Source organism: Cellulomonas flavigena DSM 20109 (assembly GCF_000092865.1).
GTDB lineage: Bacteria > Actinomycetota > Actinomycetes > Actinomycetales > Cellulomonadaceae > Cellulomonas > Cellulomonas flavigena.
In genome coordinates, this window is record NC_014151.1 from 764872 (window position 1) to 789374 (window position 24503).

At 77.0% G+C, this 24503-nt stretch carries 18 protein-coding genes; 7 read left to right on the top strand and 11 right to left on the bottom strand.

Annotated elements, in window-relative coordinates:
• Positions 1 to 143: 143 nt before the first annotated feature.
• The 3 genes from uca to CFLA_RS03590 all read left to right on the top strand — a co-directional run bounded on the left by uca (position 144) and on the right by CFLA_RS03590 (position 6749).
• Positions 144 to 3782, top strand: a complete 3639-nt coding sequence (gene uca, locus CFLA_RS03580; RefSeq protein WP_013115956.1) for an urea carboxylase — start codon at positions 144 to 146, stop codon at positions 3780 to 3782.
• A 26-nt stretch (positions 3783 to 3808) separates the two neighbouring features.
• Entirely contained in the window at positions 3809 to 5581 is a 1773-nt protein-coding gene (gene atzF, locus CFLA_RS03585; RefSeq protein WP_245530295.1) for an allophanate hydrolase, read from the top strand.
• Between the two features lie 169 nt (positions 5582 to 5750).
• Entirely contained in the window at positions 5751 to 6749 is a 999-nt protein-coding gene (locus tag CFLA_RS03590) for an energy-coupling factor ABC transporter permease (protein ID WP_013115958.1), read from the top strand.
• Between the two features lie 173 nt (positions 6750 to 6922).
• Here the strand turns inward: CFLA_RS03590 and CFLA_RS03595 are convergent, their stop codons facing one another.
• Positions 6923 to 7186 (bottom strand): DUF4031 domain-containing protein, encoded by a 264-nt coding sequence (locus CFLA_RS03595; RefSeq protein WP_013115959.1) that lies wholly within the window; start codon positions 7184 to 7186, stop codon positions 6923 to 6925.
• 234 nt (positions 7187 to 7420) lie between these two features.
• Between CFLA_RS03595 and CFLA_RS03600 the strand changes: the two genes are divergently transcribed.
• Complete coding sequence (locus CFLA_RS03600; protein WP_013115960.1) at positions 7421 to 7708, top strand: WXG100 family type VII secretion target; 288 nt, start codon at positions 7421 to 7423, stop codon at positions 7706 to 7708.
• 35 nt (positions 7709 to 7743) lie between these two features.
• Here the strand turns inward: CFLA_RS03600 and CFLA_RS03605 are convergent, their stop codons facing one another.
• The 3 genes from CFLA_RS03605 to CFLA_RS03615 are packed head-to-tail and all read right to left on the bottom strand — an operon-like array spanning position 7744 to position 10799.
• Positions 7744 to 8517 carry an HD domain-containing protein gene (locus tag CFLA_RS03605; RefSeq protein WP_013115961.1) on the bottom strand — a complete coding sequence of 258 codons (774 nt, stop codon included), beginning with the start codon at positions 8515 to 8517 and terminating at the stop codon, positions 7744 to 7746.
• A gap of 9 nt (positions 8518 to 8526) precedes the next feature.
• Entirely contained in the window at positions 8527 to 10074 is a 1548-nt protein-coding gene (locus CFLA_RS03610) for a sensor histidine kinase (protein WP_013115962.1), read from the bottom strand.
• Positions 10071 to 10799, bottom strand: coding sequence for a response regulator transcription factor (locus CFLA_RS03615; protein WP_013115963.1), 729 nt, complete (start codon positions 10797 to 10799; stop codon positions 10071 to 10073). Before CFLA_RS03615 ends, CFLA_RS03610 begins: the two co-directional genes overlap by 4 nt.
• A 194-nt stretch (positions 10800 to 10993) precedes the next feature.
• On the opposite strand from CFLA_RS03615, the gene CFLA_RS03620 reads away from it, so the two are divergent.
• Positions 10994 to 11773 (top strand): type 1 glutamine amidotransferase, encoded by a 780-nt coding sequence (locus tag CFLA_RS03620; RefSeq protein WP_245530296.1) that lies wholly within the window; start codon positions 10994 to 10996, stop codon positions 11771 to 11773.
• Positions 11774 to 11800: 27 nt separating this feature from the next.
• Here CFLA_RS03620 and CFLA_RS03625 read toward each other — a convergent pair whose 3' ends face one another.
• Positions 11801 to 12574 (bottom strand): Crp/Fnr family transcriptional regulator, encoded by a 774-nt coding sequence (locus CFLA_RS03625; RefSeq protein WP_013115965.1) that lies wholly within the window; start codon positions 12572 to 12574, stop codon positions 11801 to 11803.
• A gap of 168 nt (positions 12575 to 12742) precedes the next feature.
• Between CFLA_RS03625 and CFLA_RS03630 the strand changes: the two genes are divergently transcribed.
• On the top strand, positions 12743 to 12973 hold the full coding sequence (locus tag CFLA_RS03630) for a heavy-metal-associated domain-containing protein (RefSeq protein ID WP_013115966.1): 231 nt from the start codon (positions 12743 to 12745) through the stop codon (positions 12971 to 12973).
• A 113-nt stretch (positions 12974 to 13086) separates the two neighbouring features.
• The gene (locus tag CFLA_RS03635) at positions 13087 to 15027 is read left to right on the top strand and encodes a heavy metal translocating P-type ATPase (RefSeq protein ID WP_013115967.1); all 1941 of its coding nucleotides are present in this window, start codon (positions 13087 to 13089) and stop codon (positions 15025 to 15027) included.
• Here the strand turns inward: CFLA_RS03635 and CFLA_RS19430 are convergent.
• From CFLA_RS19430 to CFLA_RS03665, 6 genes are all read right to left on the bottom strand, one after another.
• Positions 14963 to 15223, bottom strand: a complete 261-nt coding sequence (locus tag CFLA_RS19430; protein ID WP_081449639.1) for a YetF domain-containing protein — start codon at positions 15221 to 15223, stop codon at positions 14963 to 14965. The genes CFLA_RS03635 and CFLA_RS19430 overlap by 65 nt on opposite strands.
• A 27-nt stretch (positions 15224 to 15250) precedes the next feature.
• Positions 15251 to 16789 (bottom strand): hypothetical protein, encoded by a 1539-nt coding sequence (locus tag CFLA_RS18865; RefSeq protein ID WP_013115968.1) that lies wholly within the window; start codon positions 16787 to 16789, stop codon positions 15251 to 15253.
• A 147-nt stretch (positions 16790 to 16936) separates the two neighbouring features.
• Positions 16937 to 17977, bottom strand: a complete 1041-nt coding sequence (locus tag CFLA_RS03650; RefSeq protein WP_013115969.1) for a GNAT family N-acetyltransferase — start codon at positions 17975 to 17977, stop codon at positions 16937 to 16939.
• A 227-nt stretch (positions 17978 to 18204) separates the two neighbouring features.
• Positions 18205 to 19851 carry a DNA repair helicase XPB gene (locus tag CFLA_RS03655; RefSeq protein WP_013115970.1) on the bottom strand — a complete coding sequence of 549 codons (1647 nt, stop codon included), beginning with the start codon at positions 19849 to 19851 and terminating at the stop codon, positions 18205 to 18207.
• A gap of 91 nt (positions 19852 to 19942) precedes the next feature.
• Positions 19943 to 22396 (bottom strand): helicase-associated domain-containing protein, encoded by a 2454-nt coding sequence (locus tag CFLA_RS03660; RefSeq protein WP_013115971.1) that lies wholly within the window; start codon positions 22394 to 22396, stop codon positions 19943 to 19945.
• Positions 22397 to 23010: 614 nt separating this feature from the next.
• Complete coding sequence (locus CFLA_RS03665) at positions 23011 to 24501, bottom strand: hypothetical protein (RefSeq protein WP_013115972.1); 1491 nt, start codon at positions 24499 to 24501, stop codon at positions 23011 to 23013.
• Positions 24502 to 24503: the final 2 nt, after the last annotated feature.

Genomic DNA, 24503 nt, shown 5'->3' on the forward strand with positions numbered 1-24503 from the left:
AACCAGGACGACCCGCGACCTGCGCGCCCGTCGCCGTAACGTCGCGTTCACGCGCGGGCGGTCCCGACGAAACACCCGCTTCGTACGGTCGGGATACCGGGCTGTATACAGCCCCGCCTCCGCACCGACCGAGGGGAGCGCACGTGCTCGACACCCTCCTCGTCGCCAACCGCGGCGAGATCGCGGTGCGGGTGCTGCGGACGGCTCGGGTGCTCGGCATGCGCACGGTCGCGGTGTACTCCGACGCCGACGCGGCGGCGCCGCACGTCCGCCTGGCCGACGAGGCCGTCCGCCTCGGTCCGGCGCCGGCGGCGGACTCCTACCTGCGCGGCGACGCCGTGCTCGAGGCTGCGCTCGCCACCGGCGCCGGCGCGGTGCACCCCGGCTACGGGTTCCTCGCCGAGGACGCGGCGTTCGCGACGGCCGTCGAGGCCGCCGGCCTCGTCTTCGTCGGCCCGACGCCCGGGCAGCTCACGGTCTTCGGTGACAAGCACCGGGCACGCGAGGCCGCGCGGGCCGCCGGTGTCCCGCTCGTCGCGGGCAGCGGCCTGCTCGCCGACGTCGACGCGGCGCTCGCCGCCGCCGAGGCCGTCGGCTACCCCGTCATGCTCAAGGCCGTCGGCGGCGGCGGCGGCATCGGCATGCAGGCGTGCGACGGCCCCGACGACCTGCGCGCGGCGTTCGACCGCGTCCGGCGGGTCGCCCGCGCCGGCTTCGGCAACGACGCCGTGCTGCTCGAGCGGTACGTGCGCCGCGCGCGGCACGTCGAGGTGCAGGTGTTCGGCGACGGGGCGGGGCGCGTGGTCAGCCTGGGGGACCGCGACTGCTCGCTCCAGCGGCGGCACCAGAAGGTCGTCGAGGAGGCCCCGGCCCCCGGGCTCCCGGACGACGTGCGCGAGCGCCTGGCCGCGTCCGCCCGTGCCCTGACCGGGTCGGTGGCGTACCGGTCCGCAGGCACGGTCGAGTTCGTCTACGACGTCGACACCCACGACGTCTCCTTCCTCGAGGTCAACACCCGGCTGCAGGTCGAGCACACCGTCACCGAGGAGGTCACGGGCATCGACCTCGTCGGCTGGATGCTGCGGCTGGCGCGCGGTGACGCGGACCTGCGCGCCGAGCTCGCCGCGCTGCCCCTCGACGGCCCGCCCCTGCGCGGCCACGCCGTCGAGGCGCGCGTCTACGCCGAGGACCCGCGCCGCGGCCACCGCCCGGGAGCCGGCCTGCTCACGCACGTCGCGTACCCGCCGGGCGTCCGCGTCGACGGCTGGGCCGAGGCGGGGCAGGAGGTCACCACGCACTACGACCCGCTGCTCGCCAAGGTCGTCGTGCACGCCGCCGACCGCACCGCCGCCCTCGACGCCGCCGCGGTCGCGCTCGCGGCCACCGAGCTGGTGGGCGTCGCGACGAACCTGCCGCAGCTGCGCGCCGCGGTCGCCGACGACGACGTGCGCGCCGCCGCCCACACCACCGGCACGCTCGCGGGCGTCGTCGACGACGAGCCGTGGGTCGAGGTGCTGCGCCCGGGCGTCATGACGACGGTGCAGGACTGGCCCGGGCGCCTCGGGCACTGGGACGTCGGGGTGCCGCCGTCGGGACCCATGGACGACCTGTCGTTCCGCCTCGGCAACGTCGCGCTCGGCAACCCCGAGGGCGCGCCGGGGCTGGAGTGCACGCTCACCGGCCCGCGGCTGCGGTTCAGCCACGCCGCGACGGTGTGCGTCACGGGCGCCGCCGCACCGGTGACGCTCGACGGCGCGACCGTGCCGCAGTGGGAGCCGGTGGCCGTGCCGGCCGGCGGCGTGCTCGACGTCGGGACGCCCTGCGGGGCGGGTCTGCGCACGTACGTGCTGGTCCGCGGGGGCCTGGACGTGCCGCGCTACCTGGGGTCGGCGGCCACGTTCGCGCTCGGCGGCTTCGGTGGGTACACGGGGCAGGCGCTGGTGACGGGCGACGTCCTGGTGCCCGCGCCGGTCAGCGACGATGCGCCCGCGCCCGCGCCCTCGGCCGTGCCGCAGGAGGCGCGCCCGGCGCTGGTCCACGCGTGGGAGGTCGCCGTCCAGGAGGGCCCGCAGCCCGCGCCGACGTACTTCACGCGGGACGACATGGCGATGCTCACGGGCGCGACCTGGCACGTGCAGGCCCACGCCAACCGCACGGGCGTGCGCCTCACCGGGCCGCGGCCGCGGTGGGCGCGGCCCGACGGCGGCGAGGCGGGCCTGCACCCGTCGAACCTGCACGACAACCCCTACTCCGTCGGCGCGCTCAACGTCTCGGGGGACACGCCCATCCTGCTCGGGCCGGACGGGCCGTCGCTCGGCGGGTTCGCCTGCCCGCTGACGGTGGTCGTGGGGCACCGCTGGAAGCTCGGGCAGCTGCGGCCGGGTGACACCGTGCGGCTCGTGCCCGTGCCGGCCGCGACTGCCGACGTGCTGCGGGCGTCGACCGTGCGACGCGCGGCCGCGGTGGTCCCGCCGGACCTCGCGACGGGCACCGACGGCGACGACGGTGTGCTCGCGCGCGTCGCCGGCGACCCCGCCGACCCGCTCGGGCGCCCCGACGTCGTCTACCTGCGCGGCGCCGACGACAACGTGCTCGTCGAGTACGGCCCGATGGTGCTCGACCTCGGTCTGCGGATGCGCGTGCACGCGCTCGGCGAGGCGCTCCGGGCGCGGGCGCTGCCCGGCGTCGTCGACGTCACGCCCGGCGTGCGCAGCCTGCACGTGCACGTCGACCCGGCCCTGCTGCCCGTGCCTGCGCTCGTCGACGTGCTCGTCGCGATCGAGGCCGACCTGCCCGCGACCACCGACCTCGAGGTGCCGTCGCGGCGCGTGCACCTGCCGCTGTCGTTCGACGACCCGGCCGTCGCCGAGGCCGTCGCCCGGTACGCCGTGGGCGTGCGGCCGCAGGCGCCGTGGCTGCCGTCGAACGTCGAGTTCGTGCGGCGCGTCAACGGGCTGGCGTCGGGCGACGACGTGCTGGCGACCATGACGCGGGCCGAGTACCTCGTCCTCGGGCTCGGCGACGTCTACCTGGGCGCCCCGCTCGCCGTGCCGCTCGACCCGCGCCACCGGCTCATGACCACCAAGTACAACCCCGCGCGCACGTGGACCGCGTCGGGGACCGTCGGGCTCGGCGGGCAGTACCTGTGCGTGTACGGCATGGACTCCCCGGGCGGGTACCAGCTCGTCGGGCGCACCCTGCCCGTGTGGTCCGGTCACCGGCAGCACGGTGCCTTCGAGGCCGGTGTGCCGTGGCTGCTGCGGTTCTTCGACCGGATCGTGTGGCACCCCGTGGGCGCCGCCGAGCTCGCCGAGCAGCGCGCCGCGTTCGCGGCCGGGCGGCTCGACGTGCGCGTCGAGCACGGCACGTTCCGCTACCGCGACCACCTCGAGCTGCTCGCGGAGCACACCGACGCGATCGCGGCGTTCCGCGCGCGGCAGGCCGATGCCTTCGCCGCGGAGCGCGCCGCCTGGGCCGCTGCGGGCGAGCTCGACACGGTGGCGGACGCACCTGCGCCGGCCGCCGTCGAACCGTCCGCCCCCGTCGAGCTCGACGCCGGCCACGTGCTCGTCGAGGCGCCGATGGTCGCGTCGGTGTGGCGCGTCGAGGCGGCCGCGGGGGCGGACGTGCGTGCCGGTGACCCGCTCGTCGCCCTCGAGGCGATGAAGCTCGAGCTCGCCGTCGCGGCCCCGTCCGACGGGCGGGTGGTGCAGGTGCTCGTGGAGCCCGGCCAGCAGGTGGGCCCGGGCGCGCCGCTCGCGGTGCTGGCGGTGGACGCGTGAACGGGGGAGACGTGAGCAGCGTGGACGTGACCAGGACCGACGTGACCGGGGCCGAGGTGACCGGGGCCGACGGTGTCGCGACGGTGCGCGTGCGCGCGGCGTACGCGCGGCTGCGCGAGGTGGACCGGCCCGAGGTGTGGACCCTGCTGCTGCCCGAGGCCGACGCGCTCGCGGCCGCCGCCGACGTGGACGCCCGCCTCGCGCGGGGCGAGGACCTGCCCCTCGCGGGCCGGACCCTGGCCGTCAAGGACAACGTCGACGTCGCCGGTCTGCCGACGACCGCCGGCTGCCCCTCGTACGCGACCGACCCGCGTGGCCGGCCGGGCGCCGCGCCGCGCACCGCACCCGCCGTGCAGGCGCTCGTCGACGCGGGCGGCGTCGTCCTCGGCAAGACCAACCTCGACCAGTTCGCCACCGGGCTCGTCGGCACCCGCAGCCCGTACGGCGCGGTGCGGCACGCGTGGCTCGACGGGCGCGTGTCCGGCGGGTCGTCGTCCGGGTCGGCCGTGGCCGTGGCGCTCGGCGTCGCCGACGTCGGCGTCGGCACCGACACCGCCGGTTCCGGCCGTGTGCCCGCCGCGTTCCACGGCATCGTCGGCATCAAGTCGACCGTGGGGCTCGTGCCCACCGCGGGCGTCGTGCCCGCGTGCCCGTCGTACGACGTCGTCACGACGTTCACGCGCGACCTGGTCACGGGCGTCCTCGCGACGCGCCTCATGGCCGCCGCGCGCGACGACGGCACAGGGCGCGCGTGGCCCACCGACGTGCGCGTCGGGCTGCCCGACCGTCCCGTTGTCGCGGTCCCGCGGCCCGAGGACCTCACGCCGCTCGTGCCCGCGTGGCGCGACGCGTTCGCGGCGGCCGTCGCGCGCGTGCGCGGCACCGGCGCGGTCGTCGTCGAGGTCGACGTGTCCGGCATGCTGCGGGCCGCGCGGCTGCTGTACGACGGCGCGATCGTCGCCGAGCGGTACGCCGCGGTCGGGGAGTTCCTCGCGACGTCGCCGCCCGACGCGGACCCGACGGTCGCGTCGATCGTGCTGGCCGGCGGCGACGTCAGCGCGCCCGACTACGTGCGCGACCGCATGGGCCTGGACGCCGCGCGCGCCGACGCAGAGCGCGTCCTCGCCGGGTGCGACCTGCTGCTGCTCCCCACGACCGTCGAGCACCCGACGATCGTCGAGGTCGAGGCCGAGCCCGTCGAGGTGAACCGGCGCCTCGGCACGTACACCAACTTCGTCAACCTGCTCGACCTCGCGGCCGTCGCCGTGCCCGCCGGGGAGGCCGACGGCGGGCCGTTCGGCGTCACCGTGCTCGCGCGGGCGTTCGACGACCAGCTCGCCGTGGACCTCGCGGCGCGGCTGCTGGACGAAGGTGGCGCGGGCGACGCCCGGCACGGACCGCTGCTCGTGCCGGGCACCGTCGAGCTGCTGGTCGTCGGTGCCCACCTGCGCGGGCAGCCGCTCAACGGCCGGCTCACCGACCTGGGCGCACGGTTCGAACGCGACGTCGTCACGTCCGACGCCTACCGGCTCGTGGCACTGCCCACGACGCCCGCCAGACCGGGGCTCGTGCGCGTCGGCCCCGGCGCCGGCGCGCACATCGCCGGCGAGGTCTGGCGGCTGTCGACCGGAGCGCTCGGGCGGTTCCTCGCAGCGCTGCCGGCCCCCATGTACCTGGGCCCGGTCGAGCTCACCGACGGTGAGTGGGTCGTCGGGTTCGGCTGCTCGCCCGAGGCCGCCGCGGGCGCGCACGACGTCACGGCCACCGGGGGGTGGCGCGCTGCGCTCGCTCTGCGGTAGGCCGGGCGGGTGAGGCGCGGATCCGCAGCCCGCCCACCGAGCCCACCGCTCCTGCCAGGTCGGCACCAGCACGACCGCCTGGCAACCCGCGACCCGCGTGGTCGCCCAGGTCAGCACCCCATCGCCGCCCGGTCGCCGCACCGGTCGGCCCGACACGAGGAGCACCACCGTGCACGTCCCCGACCAGTACCTGTCCGACCCCGTGTCGGCCGTGACCGCCGTCGTCGCCGGCGCCGCCGTCGCGGGCGCCGCGGTGCACGCCCGCCGCGCCGGCCACGCCCCGCACCCCGCCCTCGTCGGCGCCACCACCGCCGCGGTGTTCGGGCTGCAGATGCTCAACTACCCCGTCGCCGCCGGCACCAGCGGGCACCTGCTGGGCGGTGCCCTCACCGCCGCGCTGCTCGGCCCCGCGTGGGGCGTGCTGTCCGTGACCGTCGTGCTCGCCGTGCAGGCGCTCGTGTTCGCCGACGGCGGCCTCACCGCGCTCGGCACGAACACGCTGCTCATGGCGGTCGTCGGCACGCTCGTCGGCTGGGCCGCGGCGCGGGGCGTGCTCACGCTGCTGCGGCGCGGCGAGGAGCGTGCGCGTGCCGGTCGTGCCGCGGGTGCCGCCGTCGCGCCGTGCGCCGCCGCGGCCGGGGGAGCAGCCGGCGTCGTGGCAGCCGCCGCCGCGTTCGTCGCCCTGTACGCGCTCGGCGGGACGGTCCCGGTCGCGACCGGTGCGCTGACCGGGCAGATGCTGGGTGTGCACCTGCTCGTCGGTGTCGGGGAGGCCGTGATCACCGGGGCGGTCGTCGCAGTCGTCGTCGCGCTGCGCCCGGAGGTGCTCGCGCTGACGGCCACGCCGGGCGACCGGCCCGAGGCGCGCGTGCGGTCCGCTGCGCTCGTGCCGGCCGGTGCCCTGGCAGGCGTCGCGGTGCTCGCCGCGGTCGCGCTGTCGCCGCTCGCATCGGCAGCGCCCGACGGGCTCGAGGCCACGGCGGAGCGCGTCGGGTTCGCGGGAGCCGCCCGTGACCACGCGCTCGCGGGTGCCCCGCTGGCGGACTACGGCGACGCGGGCGGCATCCTCGTCGGCGTCGCCGGCGTCGTCGGCGTCGTCGCGTGCCTCGCCCTCGCGGCGGCGCTCGCGCGGGCCGTCGTCGGCCGCCGGAGCGCGACCTGCGCCTGACGGACGAACCGGCGCGCTCCCTCGCGCCGCCGCCGTGCGAGAGCGATCCGGTCGCGGGCCCACCCTGCCGGGGGGGGGCGGGTACGGGCGGGTACGGGCGGGCCGACGGGCCCGGCCGGACGTCACGGCCGGCCGCACCGGTGGTCGCGCGAGGTCGGTCCTGCCCCCGGGTGTCAGCGGTCGCGGGCCGGCACGCGCAGGCCGGACGCACGCAGGCGACGGACGAGCTCGCGCGTGCCGACCGGCTCGGCGCCGAGCGCGACGATCTCGTCCCAGCGCTCGACGGGCACGTCGTAGTGGTCGTGGTCGAAGGCGCGCCGCGGGATGCCGGCGCGGGCCGCGAACGCGTGCAGCTCGTCGTACGAGGCGTCGCTCACCAGGTGACCCCACACGGTGCCGTGCCGGGGCCACAGCGGCGGGTCGACGAGCACGGTCACCGCCCGAGGGTACGTCGCACCGGTGCGGTGCTCGGCACGCCCCGCACCGCTGACCGGCTGCACCTCGACGGTCCCGCACCATGGCCCAGCCGACCACAGCCCCGCCCTCCGGCGGGCACGTCCACAGATCCCGCCCGTGCGCCCGTCGGCCGCTCCGCGTGCTCCTAGCGTCGGGGCAAGCCGTCGTCAGCGGCGCCGCTCCCGCGGCCACGGCGGCACCGAGGGAGGACGTCCATGAGGTACGAGGTCGACAGCGCACAGCTCGACGGGTCGGCCGCGGCCGTGCTCGCGCGCTCCGCGAGCATCCAGGCGGAGGTCGCGGCGATGCAGCGCCAGCTCACCGAGCTGCAGGTCACGTGGCGGGGCGGGGCGGCGGGCGCGTTCGGGGCCGTCGTCGCGGAGTGGAACGCCACGCAAGCGCGCGTCGAGCAGTCGCTCGCGCAGATCGCCGGCGCCATGCAGGCCGCGGCCCGCAGCTACGCCGAGGCCGAGGCGCACGCCGCGCGCCTCTTCGCCCACTGACCGGGCACCCCGCTCGGCCGCGCACCGGCGGTCGGTCAGGCGGGGGTCCCGCTCGTGGTCCCGGTCGCCTGCGCGTCGTCCTGCGCCTCGGCCGCGGTGGCCTCCGCGGCCTCCTCCGCCTCGATCTTCGTCAGCTCCTTCTCCAGGCGCTGGAGCTCCGCCGCGACGTTCTGACGTGCCGGCTCCTCCCACGACTGGGCGAGCGGGCTGGTGAACAGCGACGGTCGCGCGAGCAGCTTGCGCAGGATGCGCACGCGCGCGCGGACGTAGTCGGCGACGGGCAGGTGCGCGTACTCGGCGCGCACGTCGTTCAGGTATGCCTTGTACCGCTGCGGCTCGGCGGCGAGCATCGCGAGGTCCGCGTCGCACAGCACGGCGCAGTCGCCGTCCGACGGGTCGGGCGAGTGCCGCACGAGCGCGGAGACCAGCCGCGCGACCTGCTGCGTCTGCGGCTCGGGCACACCCAGCGCGGTGAGCTGCTCGCGGGCGAGGGCCGCGCTCGCGGCCTCGTCCTCCCCGCCGCGGTTCGCGTACGCCTTGCGCTCGGCGGAGTCGAAGACCGCGCCGTGGTACCAGGCGGCGAGCCGGACGAGGTCGGGGTGGTGCGCCTCCTCGTCGAGCTCGTCGACGCGGGCCAGGACCTCCACGAGGTGCTTGAGGTTGTGGAAGTGCCGTTCAGGGCGGGTCCACCGCTCGAGGAGGTCCTCGGCGGTGCGGCGGATCTCCTCGGCGGGGGCGGTACCCCCGGCCCCGACGACGTTGCGGGTGAATGCCGGCACGAGCCAGGCGGGTGCGTCGTGGACGCCCATGGATCAGCCTCACGAAGGTGGCGACGGAGCGGCCATCGTAGCCACGTCCGGCCCGGCGGTCGCGTCCACCGCCCGAGGATCGGACGCCGGGCCGTCCACGGGGAGCTCGACGCGCACCGTCGCACCGCCCCCGGGCGTGGTCAGCACCGCCACCGTGCCGCCGTGCGACGCGACGATGGCGGCGACGATCGCCATGCCGAGCCCGGAGCCGCCGGAGTCGCGACCACGCGACGGGTCGACGCGGTAGAACCGCTCGAACACCCGCGCGGCGTGCTCCGGCGGGATGCCCGGGCCGTGGTCGCGCACCTCGAGCACGGCGGTCCCGTCGTCCGCCCCCGCGCCCACGACGATCTCGACGGGCGTCGCCGGCGGGGTGTGGCGCGCCGCGTTGCCGACGAGGTTCGCGAGCACCTGACGCAGCCGCGCCTCGTCGCCGACGACCACGCGCGGAGCCGCCGGGCCGGCGATCGTCTCCAGCCGCACCGGCCGCTGGGGGTCCAACGCGCGCAGGTCGCTGACCGCGTCCGCCGCCAGCACGGTGAGATCGACCGGGCCGGTCTGTCCCCCCCGGCCCTCGTCGAGACGGGCGAGCGCCAGCAGGTCCTCGACCAGGGACCCCATGCGGGTCGCCGAGCCCTCGATGCGGGCCATGGTGTCGGCGACCTGCTCGGGCGTCGTCGTCGCGCCCATCCGGTACAGCTCGGCGTAGCCGCGCAACGTGGCCAGCGGCGTGCGGAGCTCGTGCGACGCGTCCGCCACGAACCGTCGCATGCGGGCCTCCGACGCGGTCCGGGCGTCGAACGCCTCCTCGATCTGGCTGAGCATGCCGTTGAGCGCCACGCCGAGCCGCCCGACCTCCGTGCTCGCGGGTGCCACCGGCACGCGCTGGGACAGGTCGCCCGCGGCGATCTCGGCCGCGGTCCGTTCGATCGCGTCCAGCGGCCGCAGCGAGCGGCGCGCCGCCCAGCGCCCCGCCAGGACCCCCGCTCCGACGATGACCAGGCCCGACAGCGCCAGGCTCCAGGCCATCCGCACCGTGGTCGCGTGCATGTCCCGCAGCGGCAGCCCCACGACGACGGACCCCACCGTGCCGTCGGGTGCCTGGAACGGGTACGCGACGACGCGCCACGGCGACCCGGGCCGCGTGGACGCGACCGTGAACGGCTCGCCGATGCCGGCCGACGCGTCCAGGGCGGACAGGTCACGGACCCGGGGCGTGCCGTACGCGGACTCCGTGGCCGGGCTCACGAGGGCGGCTTCCTCGTCCGCCGCCTGCACCCGCACGTAGTAGTCGGTGGGGCCGATGTGGCCGCCCTGGTTGGTGAGGTAGCGCAACGCGTCCGCGGCGACCGACCTCGCCTCCGTCGCGAGCTTGTCGTCGACCAGCGCCAGCATGTTCCGCTCGAGCAGGCTGGTCGCCGTCGTGCCGACGGCCACGAGACCGGCGCTCAGCAGCAGCGCGGTGATCACGACGAGGCGTCGCTGCAGGGACGTCGCGTCCCACAGTCCCCGGAGACGCGCCCCCGTGTCCTGCGGCTCGCCGTCCGTGCGCGTCACGGCGACTCGCGCAGCAGGTAGCCCACGCCGCGTCGGGTGTGGATGAGGGGCGGCAGCCGCCTGCCGTCGGCGTCCGTGAGCTGGTCGATCTTGCGGCGCAGGTAGGAGATGTAGGACTCGACGATGTTCGCGTCGCCGCCCCAGTCGTACTGCCACACGTGGTCGAGGATCTGGCTCTTCGACAGCACGCGCTGCGGGTTGAGCATGAGGTAGCGCAGGAGCTTGAACTCGGTGGGGGACAGCTCGACGGGGTGCCCGGCGCGCCGCACCTCGTGGGTGTCGTCGTCCAGCTCCAGGTCGGCGTACCGGAGCACCGAGGAGTCGGCGCCCTCGTCGGGGGCCGTGCGCCGCAGGATCGCGCGGATCCGGGCGACGACCTCCTCGAGGCTGAACGGCTTGGTGACGTAGTCGTCCCCGCCGACGGTCAGCCCCTGCACCTTGTCGGCGGTGTCGTCGCGCGCCGTGAGGAACAGCACGGGCACGTGCTCGCCCTTCTCGCGCAGGCGCCGCGTCACGCTGAAGCCGTCCATGTCGGGCAGCATGACGTCGAGCACGACGAGGTCGGGGTGGGTGTCGCGCGCGAGCCGCAGCGCTGACGTGCCGTCGGCGGCGGCGTGGACCTCGAACCCCGCGAACCGCAGCGACGTGGCGAGCAGCTCGCGGATGTTCGGCTCGTCGTCGACGACGAGCAGACGGGCCTCGGGCGAGCCGGACGTGCTGGTCATGAGCCCAGTGTCCCGCCGCAGCCTGGGAGTCGCCTGGGCATCGGGTGGAGGTGGTGGGGGCGATCCTGGGAGTTCCCTGGACGCGGGGGTGCGCGGGACCCGGCATCGCGGGGCGAATCCGGCCGGCGGGCGATCGTGATGGACATGTGACCTGGACGTTCGGAGCGTCGGCCCGCGGCCGCTACCGTGGACGTGTGACCGTCCCCTCCCACGACAGCGCGCTGGATGCCGTCGACACCGGGCGCGCCCCCCACCTCACCGTCGTCCAGAGCTCGCCCGACGTCGGCCTCGACCGGTTCGCCGAGTGGCTGACCGACGTCGACGTGCACCTCGTCCGCGCCGACCTCGGCGACGCGATCCCCGGGCCGACCGACGTCGGCGACGGGCTCCTCGTCCTCGGTGGCCCGATGTCCGCGCACGACGACGACGCCGCACCGTGGCTGCGCCCGCTGCGCGACCTGCTCGCCGTCGTGAGCGCCACCGACGTGCCCGCACTCGGCATCTGCCTGGGTGCCCAGCTCCTCGCGGTCGCCCGCGGCGGCCGGGTCGAGGTCGCCGCGCCCCCCGGGCGCGAGGCCGGCGTGATCGACGTCCGGTGGCGCCCCGAGGCGGCCGACGACCCGCTCGTGGGCCCGGTGGTCGCGCTCGCCGGCCCGGCGCGCACGAGCCCGCAGCCCAGCATGCACGCGGACGCGGTCGTCGACCTGCCGCGTGGCGCCGTGTGGCTCGCGTCGTCCGCGGTGTACCCGTTCCAGGCGTTCCGCATCGGCAGCGCGTGGGGCGTGCAGTTCCACCCCGAGAGCGGTGTCGAGACGATGCGCGCGTGGGCCGAAGCCAACGACGACACCGACACCGACACTGTCGTCGCGCAGATGACCGAGCGCGCCGACGAGGTCGAGACCGTCGGCCGTGCCGTCGCGACGTCCTTCACGGAGCTGGTCCACCAGCACGCCGCTCGCCGCGTCACGGTCTGACCCCGCGTCCGCACCGCGCCGCCGGGGTCACCCGGCGAGCTGCGCGAGGCGTCGGGCGTCGACGACGGCCGTCCACCGGCGACCCGTCGTGATGGCGCCCTCCTGCCGCAGCCGGCTCATCACGCGTGACACCGACTCGGGCGTGGACCCCGTCATCGCCGCGAGGTCCGCGCGCGTGAGCGGCAGCTGCAGGAGCGTCGCACCGTCGCGCTGCTCCTGGCCGAGGCGGTCGGCCAGGCGCAGCAGCACGCCGGCGACGCGCTGCTCGACGGTCCCGCTGACCGTCCGCGCCGCCCCCGTCCGCGCCGCCTGGAGGCGGGCGGCCACGTCGTCGAGCACCCGCAGCGCCACCGTCGGGTGCTCGGCGAGGACCGTCCGGAACGTCCCGACGTCCAGCCGCAGCGCGCACACCGTCGTCAGCGCCTGAGCCGTCTCGGGGTACGTCCGGTCGCCGAGCGTGCTCAGCGTGCCGAACAGGTCGCCGGGGACCAGCACGTCCGTGATGACGTCCGTCCCACGTTCCGTGGGGTGCACGACCTTCACGCGCCCGGCGGCGAGCACGAACAGGTGCTCTGCGGGCTCGCCGGCACGGAAGAGCGTGTCGCCCTGCGCCCACGCGAGCGACACCAGCCGACGGTCCACGTCGGCGAGCGCGGCGTCGTCGAGACCCGCGAAGTACCCGGTGCGCGCCAGCACCCGCAGGCGGACGGGGCGCGGGCAGTCGTGCGGCTCGCCGCAGCCCGTCGCGAGCGGGACGCGTCGTCGACCCCGCGCGGAGGGGTCGGGCGGGTGCGTCGTCATGGCCACCTCCTGACCTCGAGCGTAGGACGTGCCCGTCCGCAGGTCCGGGGACGTGCGTCCCGGGGCGGATCGGCCGTCGATTGACGTGCGTCATGGTCGGGTCGCGACGCGGTTCGTAACGTCCCTGGTGAGGCGCCGGAACGGGCGCACCGATCCGAGGAGGACCCCGTGAGCACCACGACCGCCACCACCAGGACCGTCCTGCGCGCCGAGGGCTTCAGCTGCCCGTCGTGCGTCACGACGATCGAGCGCAGGCTCGGCCGTCTCGACGGCGTCACCGCCGTCGCCGTCCGGTTCGCGTCCGCGCGCATCGAGGTCGAGCACGACCCGCAGCGGGTCTCGGTCGACGACCTCGTCGCGGCGGTCGCGAGCGTCGGCTACGCGGCCCGCCCCGCCTGACGTCGCAGCGCGGCGCGTCGACCGGCCGCACCCGACCGCACCACCGCCGCCCGCGCCCCGCAACCAACCCCCCGCACCCGCCCGCCTCGCGGGACCCCGACCGAGGAGATGCCATGACCACCGCCCGCCGCACGCTGCACCGCCGCTGGACCGTCCCCGTCGTCGGTGGGCTGCTGGTGCTCGCCGCGCTCGTGACGCGCGGCGTCCCGCCGTGGTCCGACCTGCTCATGGTCGGCGCCGCACTCGTGGCCGGTGCGGCCACGGCCCGCCGCGCCGTCCGGGCGCTGCGGGCCCGCGTGGTCGGCATCGACCTGCTGGTCGCGGTCGCCGCGGCGGGCGCCGTCGTCATCGGGGACTACTGGGAGGCGGCGGCGGTCACCCTGCTGTTCGCCCTGGGGCACGCGCTGACCGACGCGACGCTGCACCGGACACGCGCGGCGCTGACCGCGCTCGTGGACGCCGCACCGCGCACCGCCGTGGTGGTGCGCGGTGGCGTGCAGGTCGAGGTGCCGGCCGACGAGGTCGCGGTCGGCGAGACCGTCGTGGTCCGCGACGGCACGGGGGTGCCGGTCGACGGGGTCGTGACGGGCGGGACGGGTGCCGTCGACGAGTCGACGGTGACGGGGGAGTCGATCCCCGTGGAGAAGGTCGTCGACGACCGCGTGTTCGCGGGCACGGTGTCGCACGGCGGGATGCTGCGGGTGCGGGCCACGGGCACGGGGCAGGACACGACGATCGCGCGGATCGTGCACCGCGTCGAGGAGGCGCAGGACGCCCGGGCGCGGACGGCCGTGCTCATGGACAGGTTCTCCGCCTGGTACACCCCGCTGATCATCGCGCTGTCGGTCGTCGCGGGCGTCGTCACCGGTGACGTCGCGCTCGCGCTGACCCTGCTCGTCATCGGCTGCCCGGGTGCGCTGGTGATCTCCGTGCCCGTCGCGGTCGTCGCGGGCATCGGCCGCGGCGCGCGGGACGGCGTGCTGGTCAAGGGCGGCGAGCACCTGGAGACGGTCGCGCGCGTGACGGCCGTCGCGTTCGACAAGACCGGCACGCTCACCGCGGGGCGGCCGCGCGTCGCGGACGTCGTGCCGGTCGACGGCGTCGACGCGGACACTGTGCTGCGGTGGGCGGCGCGTGCCGAGCTCGGGTCCGGGCACCCGCTGGCCGAGGCCGTCGTCGCCGCGGCCGCCGCGCTCGACGTGACCGCGGCCGACGAGGTCGAGCCGGTCGTGGGTCGCGGGCTGGTCGCCCGGGCCGACGGCCGCCGGGTGCTCGTCGGGACGCTCACGCTCCTCGCCCAGCACGGGGTCGCGACGACGGCCGTCGAGTCGACGGTGGCCGCCCTCGCGTCGGCGGGGCGCACGCCGGTGGTGGTGGCGCTCGACGACGACGTGCTCGGGGTGCTCGGCGTCGCCGACCCGGTGCGTCCCGAGGCCGCCGAGGCCGTCGCGCGCCTGCGGCGTGCCGGTGTGCGCGAGGTCGTCGTGCTCACCGGCGACCAGCAGCGTGTCGCCGACGCGGTCGGGGCGCAGGTCGGCGTGACCACGGTCCGGGCACGGCTGCTCCCCGAGGACAAGCTCGCCGCCGTGCGGGACCTGCAGGCGCGCGGCCACGTCGTCGCGATGGTGGGCGACGGCGTCAACGACGCTCCGGCGCTCGCCGCAGCCGACGTCGGCGTCGCGATGGGCGCGGCCGGGTCCGCGGTGGCGGTGGAGACCGCCGACGTCGCCCTCATGGCCGAGGACCTGCTGCGCCTGCCGCACGCGCTCGGACTGGCCCGGCGCACCGCGCGGGTCATGCGGCAGAACGTCGCGGTCGCGCTCGTGACCGTCGCGACGCTGCTCGTCGGGGTCCTGCTGGGCGGCGTGACGATGGCCGTCGGCATGCTGGTGCACGAGGCGTCGGTCCTCGTCGTCATCGCGAACGCGATGCGGTTGCTGCGGCGCGTCCCGCTCCCGGCGACCGCGCCCGGGTCCGTCGCGGAGCCCGTCAGGGCAGGTCGGCCGGCGGGTGCGGCTCGTCCGGCTCCCCGTGGTCCCGTCGCACGACGCTGATCATGCCGTTCGGCTCGAGCACGACCTGCTCGACGTCGGCCAGGTCGGTGATGCCGTGCAGGCGCAGCTGCGACATCACCTCCTCGCGCGTCATGAACTCGCGGTGCAGCGCGTGCCGGTCCAGCTCCCCGGCGCGGGCCAGGACGCGCGGCCGTGACTTCAGGACGCGGGCGAGCCGGGGGAGGCGGTACGACAGGCCGTCCGGGGCCGTCCCGGCGGTCCGCTACCAGGCGCGAGGGTGTCGGTCGTCGGGGTCGTCCTGCCAGGTGGTGAACGGACCCAGCAGGCCGCGCCCACCGGGCACCTCGTCGTCCTGCGGGGTGACGGGCGGCGCCTGATCCGGCTCGTCACCCCACAGGGACCCGCGACTGCGCCACCCGGGGCGGACGGCGGGACGTGCGTGCGCGTCCCGCCGCTCGTCCTGGTACCGGCTGTGCGCTCCCGAGCCGCCGGCATCACGCCGGGCGACCTGCTCCGCGCGGCGGGCGATGTCGGTGGCCCGGCGGGCGTCCGTCAGCGCCGTCACCGGGTCGGCCGTGCGGTTCCGAACGGCCCACGACCGCAGCTCCTCGGCCCGGTGCAGGCGGGTACGGGCGATCGGACCGACACCGCCGAGGGTCCGCACGAGCTGCCTCGTGACGGCCAGCGCGTCCTCCAGCTCTGCGAGGGCGTCGTCGACCTGGGCCTCGGCGCGGCGCCGCTGCTCGTCGGCGCGGTGGCGCGCCTGCTCGGCGACGCGGTGCGGGGCGAGTGCCGCGTCGAGCGCGACCTCGGCAGCCGTGATCCGGCGCAGAGCGGTGCGTGGGTCACCTGCTCCGGCACGGGCGCTCGCGGCGTCGGCCAGTGCCTCGCGGACCTCCCGTGCGAGGTCCGCGACGTCGGGGTCGTCGCTCGCCAGTCGCTCGACGTCGGCGAGGTCGGCCGTGAGGGACTCGACACCCGAGGCGAGCCGCGCCGCGGTCGCCGTCAGCTCGGCGTCCGCGGACTCGACCTCCGCCAGGAGCTGCCCGACCTGCGCGAGCGTCTCCTCGGCCAGGCGTGCGCAGCCCACCGCCCCGGGCTGGGCCCCGGCGACAGCTCGCGCGTGGCCCTTGGTCAACGTCCTGCCGACGTGCGCGAGCAGGGCGTCGGCCCGGTCGACGTGACGGACGAAGGGGGCCAGCGCGACCGGTGGGTGACGGTCGCCCAGCATGGCGAGGACCTGTCGCGCGGCCGCGGCGCGGTCCCGCTCGCGGGCGGCGTCGGCATCGAGTGCGGTGAGCACGGCGTCGACGTCCGCCTCGAGCGCGCGTGCCGCCGCGATCGCCGTCAGCTGCTCCTGCAGCGGGCTCGTGGCCCGTCGGCAGGTGCGCAGGATCTGGGTGGCGTGGTCGCGCACCGTCCGCTCGTCGTCCGGCGGTGTCTCGTCGAGGGCCTGCTGCGCCAGGAGCACCTCCGCGTGCGCGGTCCGGGCCTCGCCCAGCACCGTCGCGAGCTCACGCGCCGCCTGCGTTCCCAGACGAGCGGGCGCGAGCGGTAGCTCCTGCTGCCCCGACCGGACGGCCCGGGCCAGCTCCGCGAGCGCGCGCCGTGCCGACCGCGTCAGGTACCCGGTGGGCACCCGGTGGTACTCGTCAGCCGCGCGGGCCGCCAGGCTCGCTCGTCGCGCACGGGCCCGACGGACCGCTCGCCGCTCGCGCAGCTGTTCCGCCCACCGGTCGAGCTGGACGACGGCCGAGACCAGGAGGGCGATGACGGACACGATGAGCTTCAGGTCGACCACCGGCCGATCCTGGCAGGACCGGACATTCGCGACACCCGGCCGTCCACAGGGCGCCGCAGTCCGGTCCTACCGCCGGACGGTGGTCACGAGCTCGCGCCCCGCGCGCGGTCGTGGTCGACGATGCACCACTGCTGCGGCCCGGACGGGTCAGCAGGCGTTGGTGTACCGGTGCCAGGACTGGGTGACGTAGGACGTGGTGAAGCCGGCCGACAGGTACAGCTCGGACGCGCCGGTGGGGGAGTCGGCGTCGACCTCCAGGCCCACCGACGTGCGACCGCGCTCGGCCGCGTCCGTCACGATCGCGTCCAGCAGCGCGCGGGCCACGCCGCGCCCCCGGGCCGCGCGCAGCACGCCCAGGTACTCGACGTAGCTGCCCACCGCCCGGCCGTGGTCGTCGACCGAGGCGGCGCCCAGCAGCACACCGACGGGCAGCACCTCGTCACCGTCGACCAGCTCGGCCAGCCACCAGTGGTCCCACCGGTGGCCCGGGTCGGAGCGCAGCCGCGCCAGGAACTCGCCGAACGTCTCGGCGTGGTGGTTGAAGTGGTCGGTGAACGCCTGCTCGAGCACGTCGTGCGCCGCGAGAAGATCGCGCTCGGGCGGCAGGCCGCCGACCTCGCGGGTCAGGCGCCGCACCACGACCCCCGGCCTCGTGGGCCGCAGACCGCGGTCCGTGGCGTCCACGGGGCGCTTCATCTGCCACCACGTACGCACCTGCGCGTAGCCCGCGGCGGCCAGCCGGCGCTGCTGGCGGGCGTCCGGCGCGAAGGCGCCGCTGTCGAGCTGCGTGCCGTCCAGCCCGCGAGCGCGTGCGTGCGCGGCACCGGCACCCTGCGCCCATGCGAACAGGGCTGCGGCGACGTCGTCGCCCGTCGCGTCGTCGAGCTCCGGGTCCACCACGACCGCGACCAGGACGCGACCGCCGGCGCGGTCGTGCGCGGTGGCCCAGCCGCGGACGTCCCCGGAGGCGTCGCGCACCATGACGTGCGTGCGGGTCCCGGCCGCGTCCCCCGCGACCTCCGCGTGCGTCTGGTCCTCCGAGGCCGACTCCGCACCCGTCGCCGCGACCTCGTGCCGAGCACGCAGTGCGTGCAGATCGGGTACGTCGTCACGCCCGGGGGCGTGGGCGCGCCAGCCGGTCGGCAGGGCGGTCGAGAGGAGGTCAGGTGTCAGCTGCAGCAGGCTCATCGGTCCCCAGTGTGGCGTAGGTGAGGGTCGTAGTGCGACGAGCGTCCAGGTCGGGTGCCCCCCGACCGCCGCCCCGGTCGCGCGTCTGACCTGCACGGACGTGCCGTTCGGGTGAACCGTGAGGCGCCCCCACCGTTCAGCGGGCGACGCCCAGGTCCTCCGGTCCTGTGGTCGGACCTGGGCTCCGCCCGCTGCCCGGCGGGTGCGGCTCCGCGCGCGCCCACCGTTCAGCGGGCGACGCCCAGGTCCTCCGCGTCGACGATGGTGTAGGCGTACCCCTGCTCCGCCAGGAACCGCTGCCGGTGGGCGGCGAAGTCCTGGTCGACGGTGTCGCGAGCCACGACCGTGTAGAAGTGCGCGGTCTTGCCGTCGGCCTTGGGGCGCATGATCCGCCCCAGCCGCTGGGCCTCCTCCTGCCGCGACCCGAACGACCCGGAGACCTGGATGGCCACGGACGCCTCGGGCAGGTCGATGGAGAAGTTCGCGACCTTCGACACCACGAGCGTCGTGATCTCGCCGGTGCGGAACGCGTCGAACAGCCGCTGCCGCTCGCGCACCGTGGTCTCGCCCGTGATGAGCTCGGCGCCCAGGTGCTCGGCGAGCTCGTGGAGCTGGTCGAGGTACTGGCCGATGACGAGGGTCTGCTCCCCGGCGTGCTTGGCGACGAGCGACTCGACGACGCGGTTCTTGCCGGCGGCGGTCGCCGCGAGGCGGTACTTCTCCTCGGGCTCGGCCGTCGCGTACGTCATGCGCTCGTGGTCGGGCAGCGTCAGGCGCACCTCGACGCACTCGGCGGGCGCGATGTACCCCTGCGACTCGATGTCCTTCCACGGCGCGTCGAACCGCTTGGGCCCGATGAGCGAGAACACCTCGTCCTCGCGGCCGTCCTCGCGGACCAGCGTCGCGGTGAGGCCCAGCCGGCGACGGGCCTGCAGGTCGGCCGTCATGCGGAAGATCGGCGCGGGCAGCAGGTGGACCTCGTCGTAGACGATCAGGCCCCAGTCGCGCGCGTCGAGCAGCTCCAGGTGGGTGTAGACGCCCTTCCGCTTGGTCGTCAGCACCTGGTAGGTCGCGATGGTGACGGGGCGGACCTCCTTGCGGGTGCCGGAGTACTCGCCGATCTCGTCCTCCGTCAGGGACGTGCGCTTCACGAGCTCGTCGCGCCACTGCCGCGCGGACACGGTGTTGGTGACGAGGATCAGCGTCGTCGTCGACGAGCGCGCCATGGCCCCCGCCCCGACGAGCGTCTTGCCCGCCCCGCACGGCAGCACCACGACGCCCGACCCGCCGTGGAAGAACCCGTCGACCGCCTGCTGCTGGTAGGGCCGCAGCGCCCAGCCGTCCTCCTGGAGGTCGATCTGGTGCGCCTCGCCGTTCACGTACCCGGCGAGGTCCTCGGCCGGCCAGCCCAGCTTCACGAGCACCTGCTTGAGGTGCCCGCGCTCGGAGGGGTGCACGACGACGTCGGTCTCGTCGAGGCGCGCGCCGAGCAGTCCCGCGGTGCGCTTGGACCGCGTGACCTCGGCCAGCACCGCCGGGTCGAGCGCGTGCAGCACGAGGCCGTGCACGGGGTCCTGGACGAGCTGCAGGCGGCCGTACCGCGACATCGTCTCCGCGACGTCGACGAGCAGCGCGTGCGGCACGGGGTAGCGGCTGTACTCGAGGAGCGTGTCGACGACCTGCTCGGCGTCGTGCCCAGCGGCGCGCGCGTTCCACAGGCCCAGGGGCGTCAGCCGGTAGGTGTGCACGTGCTCGGGGGCGCGCTCGAGCTCGGCGAACGGCGCGATGGCACGGCGGCAGGCGTCGGCCTGGTCGTGGTCGACCTCCAGCAGGAGTGTCTTGTCGGACTGGACGATCAGCGGGCCGTCGGGCACTGGCGTGTCTCCCTGGTCGTGTCGGTCGGCGCGAGAGCGAGGTTCTCGGGACTGCGGTGCCCGGACTCCTCGTGCTCGTCGGTCGGGGTGGTCACGTGTCCGCGGGATCGACGCCGGCGATGCGGTGGACGGCGACCGTGAGCTCGGCCTCGCGCTGCTCGTCCAGCGCGCGCAGGCGGCCACCCTCGACCTTCAGGGGCCGCACGAGCCGGCGCTGCGACCTGCCGTCCGGCCCCACCACCTCGAGCCACACCGACGTGCGCGCCTGCGCCGCCTCCCGCAGGAGCACCAACAGGGCGCCGGGCTCGGATGTTCCGTCGGAGGTGGCGCGTGCGGAGCTCGGCGGCGTCGCCCCCCGGCGGGCGCGGGACGCAGCGGTGCGCTGCGCGACGCCCGTCGCCCGCGCGCGCAGGGAGTCGGCGTCCTGCCCGGGGTCGGCGGGGTCGACGGGGTCGAGGGCTTCCGCGCCCTCGTCGGTGGGAGCGCCCCGTCGCCCGGTCCTCGCCGGTCCGCCCCCCGACGGCACAGCCCCCGACCGCACGCTCCCTGACCGCACGCCCCCCGTCCGCCCCGCGTGCGCGTCCGGCTCGGCGTCCCCACGTCGCAGCGTCGCGACGACGGCCGCCGCCCGCTCCGGCAGCGGACGCTCGCGCACGGGTGCGACGCGGCTGCCACGGGCTCGCGCCCGGCGCTCGGGTGCGACGGCGTGGACGACGGCGCCTCGCGCGTCCTCGGCGACGGGGGCCAGCCCGCGGGCACGCAGCGCGGCGAGCAGCTCGGCGGGGGACGCGTCGGCGACGAGCACCGTCGGGGCGAGCAGCCGCGGGCGCAGCACGGCGAGCCGCGGGTCGTCGGCGAGCCCGGCGAGGAGCGCGGGGTCGTCGGCGCGGACGTACGACGACGCGGCACCCGCCCGCAGCCGGCCGTGCTTGCGTGCGACGTCCCGCACGAGGTACTCCAGCGGCTGCGGGACCCGGCCGCGCGCGGCCGCGGCGAGGCGTGCGAGCAGGTCGTCGGCGGTGGTGCCCTGGTCGAGCGCGCGCAGCACGGAGTCGGCGGTGAACCGCACGGTGACGGCGCCGCCGCGCGACTCCACGACGGCGGCGAGGTCCAGCAGGTCCTCGAGCTCGGCGCCCGGGCGCCCGGGGACGATCCCGGTGAGGTCGCCCTGCAGCAGGATCTCGTCGACGGGTGCGGGCAGGTCGGCCGCCAGGGCCTCGGCGGCGTCGTCACCGGTGAGCAGCGCACGGCCGGCGGCGGCGAGCGCACCGGCGCCCAGCACGCCGAGGCGCGCCGCGTCGGCGAGGATCGCCTCGACCGCGGTCAGCGGCGGCACCGAGCGCGGGGACCGCCACTGCAGTGCGGCGTGCACGTCCTGCGGCGTCGGTGCCGCCCCGACGGGTGCGGACGCCAGCACGTCGAGCACCGCACGCCGCAGCCGCGGCACCCACGGGCGCGTGAGCTCCGGGTCGAGGGCCGAGCGCAGCGCCCCACGCTCGTCGCGCCCGCCGACGAGCCACGGGGTACGGGCCGAGGTCAGCCACGCCCGGGCGAGCACCGCCCAGCGCGGGGCGAGGTCCTGCGCCGCCCACACGTCGGCCTCGAGGGTCGTGACGAACGTCGGCGTCTCCTCGCCGTCGTCGGCGACCAGGCCCGCGGACGCGGCGGTCTCGACCAGCCACGCCGCGTGCGCGTCGTCCACGTCGAGCCCCTGCGCGGTGCGGCGCAGGTCGCGGGCCCCCAGGCCGCCGGCCCGCAGCACACCGGGGGGCGTCTGCTCCCAGCGGGCCAGGAGCTGGCGGACGAGCCGCACGGTCTGCTCGGCGGCGCGCGCGGACTCCGCGGCGACGGTCGCGGTGTCGCGCACGGGCGCGTCGGCGAACGTGGGGGCGAGCGCCGGCGCGCGGTGGGTGCGGCCGCCGCGCAGCGTGAGCGCGACGTGCCGGGGGAGGACGACGTGCCGCCCGTCCCCGCGCTCGAGCAGCCCGTGCTCGACGAGCCACCTGACCGCCTCGCCGCCGGGCGCGCCCGGCGGCGGCACGAGCCCCACGGGCGGCCCCCACGTGAGGGCGTCGAGCACGGGCCCGGCGCCGGCGGGGGCGTCGGCGACGTCCGCGAGCGGGGCGTCGGTGGTGCCGTCGGCGGCGGGGGCCAGGCCGGCGACGGACGAGCCGAGCGCGTCGCCCACCCCGGGAGCGGCGTGCAGCGCACCCTCGTCGTCCGGCCAGACGAGCGCGAGGGCCACGGCGTCGTCGACGGCTCGGTCGACGACGGGTGCGTCGGCGCCGGTCGCGCCGACGGCGACGTGCAGGTCCGCGCGCGTCGGGGCCCGCGGCCCGTCGAGCACGACGACCGCCTCGACGACCTGCAGCACGAGCGCGTCCACCCAGGTCAGCGCCCTGTCGAGGCTCGCACGGCTGGTCGCGCGCGCCGCCAGCGACGCGAGCGTGGCGGGGTGCGGCGTGGCCAGGTCGGGTCGGCGCACGAGCAGCGCGACGAGCTCGTCGTCGCTGCGTGCGCGCAGGTACCCGGTGAACGTGGCCATCCGCACCACGATACGTGCCGCTCCGCGGACGGGCCCGAGCGCCACCGGCCGGTTCGACGTCTCGGGGCCGGGAGGGCTCCTCCTGCTGTCGGTGAGCCGTCGATCGAGCCCGTGCCGGTTCGACGTCTCGGGGCCGGGAGGGCATCTCCTGCTGTCGGTGAGTCGTCGATCGAGCCCGTGCCGGTTCGACGTCTCGCGGCCAGGAGGGCTCCTCCTGCTGTCGGTGAGTCGTCGATCGAGCCCGTGCCGGTTCGACGGCTCGCGGCCGGGAGGGCTCCTCCTGCTGTCGGTGAGCCGTCGATCGAGCCCGTGCCGGTTTGACGTCTCGGGGCCGGGAGGGCTCCTCCTGTCGGTGAGCCGTCGATCGAGCCCGTGCCGGTTTGACGTCTCGGGGCCGGGAGGGCATCTCCTGCTGTCGGTGAGCCGTCGATCGAGCCCGTGCCGGTTCGACGTCTCGGGCCGGGAGGGCTCCTCCTGTCGGTGAGTCGTCGATCGAGCCCGTGCCGGTTCGACGTCTCGCGGCCGGGAGGGCTCCTCCTCCTGTCGGTGAGCCGTCGATCGAGCCCGTGCCGGATCGACGTCTCGCGGCCGGCGGGGCGGGAGACGCCGGGGCGTCAGGGGGTCTCGGGGGTGGGTGAGTCAGGCGCCTCGGGTGGGCTCGACGGACCGGTCGGGTCGGGGTCCGGGGCCGGTGACGTGGGCGCGGGTTCCGTCGGGGACGGCGTGCTGCCCGGCGTGGGGGCAGCCGTCGGCGCCGCGGTCGGCGTGCCGGCGCCCGGGCTCGCAGAGGGCGAGGCGGTCGGTGCGGGGCGGGCCGGAGCGGCGGGACGTGCGGGGGTGCGGACCGCCGGGGCGCGCGTCGGCGTGGGGCGCGGCGTGGCCGGGGTCGGTGCGGCCGCCGGCGGTGTCGGGGCCGGGCTCGGCGGCGCGGTGCGCACCTTCGCGACGAGCGTCGAGATCGACTCCCGGTGGGCCGCGAGCTCGCGCACGAGCGTGCCGCGCCGCACGGCGTCGGTCGGCGGGGTGTACGCGTCGAGCCACTCCTGGGCGTCGGCGACGGCCGACTCCAGGTCGGCGCGCGCCGCGGGGTCCGCGCCGGCGGCGCCCGCCAGGGTCGCGCGGGCGACCGCGAGGTCGACCTCGAGGCGGCCGACCTCCTGGTCGAGCGCGGTCGTGCCGGTCGGGGACGCGGTCGGTGCCGGTGCGCTCGCGGAGGGTGCCGGTGCACCGGGGTCGCTGCTGCCCACGGCGAGGGACGCGGCGTACACCGCGCCGGACACGACGAGCGCCGCAGCGGCCGCGGCGGCCGTCGTCGGCGGCACCCGGAAGCGCCGCCCGGCGCGCGGCAGCCCGGAGCGCGGCGGGTCGGCGGGAGTCGCAGGGTGTGCGGGGCCGCCGGGCGGCGCGACGACGGGCGACCCGGGAGCGCCCGGTGCCGTCGGTGTGGCAGCACCGGGCCCGCTCGGCACGGCGGCGCCCGCGGGAGCGCCGGTCGCGGCGGCGCCGGGTACCGCACCCGTGCGCGGCGGGGCGCCGGTCCCCGGTGCGGCGGTCTGCCCGTGCGGAGGCGTCGGCGCCCACGTCGGGTCCCAGCCGGGCGCGATCTGGATGCGCGCGGACTCCGCCGCGTCGCGCGGTGCGGGCGGTGGTGTGGCGCGGTCGCCGCGCGCGGCGACCCACGCGGGCACCTGCCCCGCCGTCCGGCCGGGCTCGTCGACGCGGCCGAGCGCCGTGGTGCGCGTCGGGACGCTCGCGCGGGGCGCGCTCCACGTCGGCCCCACCTCCGGCACGTACGGCGCGGTCGGTGCCGGTGCCGGTGCCGCGACCGGCGGGCGCGGCACGGCCTCGGTCGGGACCACCTGCGGGCCCACGGCCTGCGCCGGCACGGTCCGGGTCGGCAGGGACTGCGTCGGCAGGGCCTGCGTCGGCACGCCCGGTGCGGGGGTGAGCGTCGAGGTGCGGGTCGGCACGGGCGGCGTGGTGCCCCCGGGCGCCGCGGAACCCGTCCCCGGCGCGCCCGGGCGTGCACCCTGCGCGGGCACCCGCGGCCGGGTCGGCAGCGGGCGCGGCGGCACGCCGTCGGCGGCGTCGGGGCTCGTGGGCACGG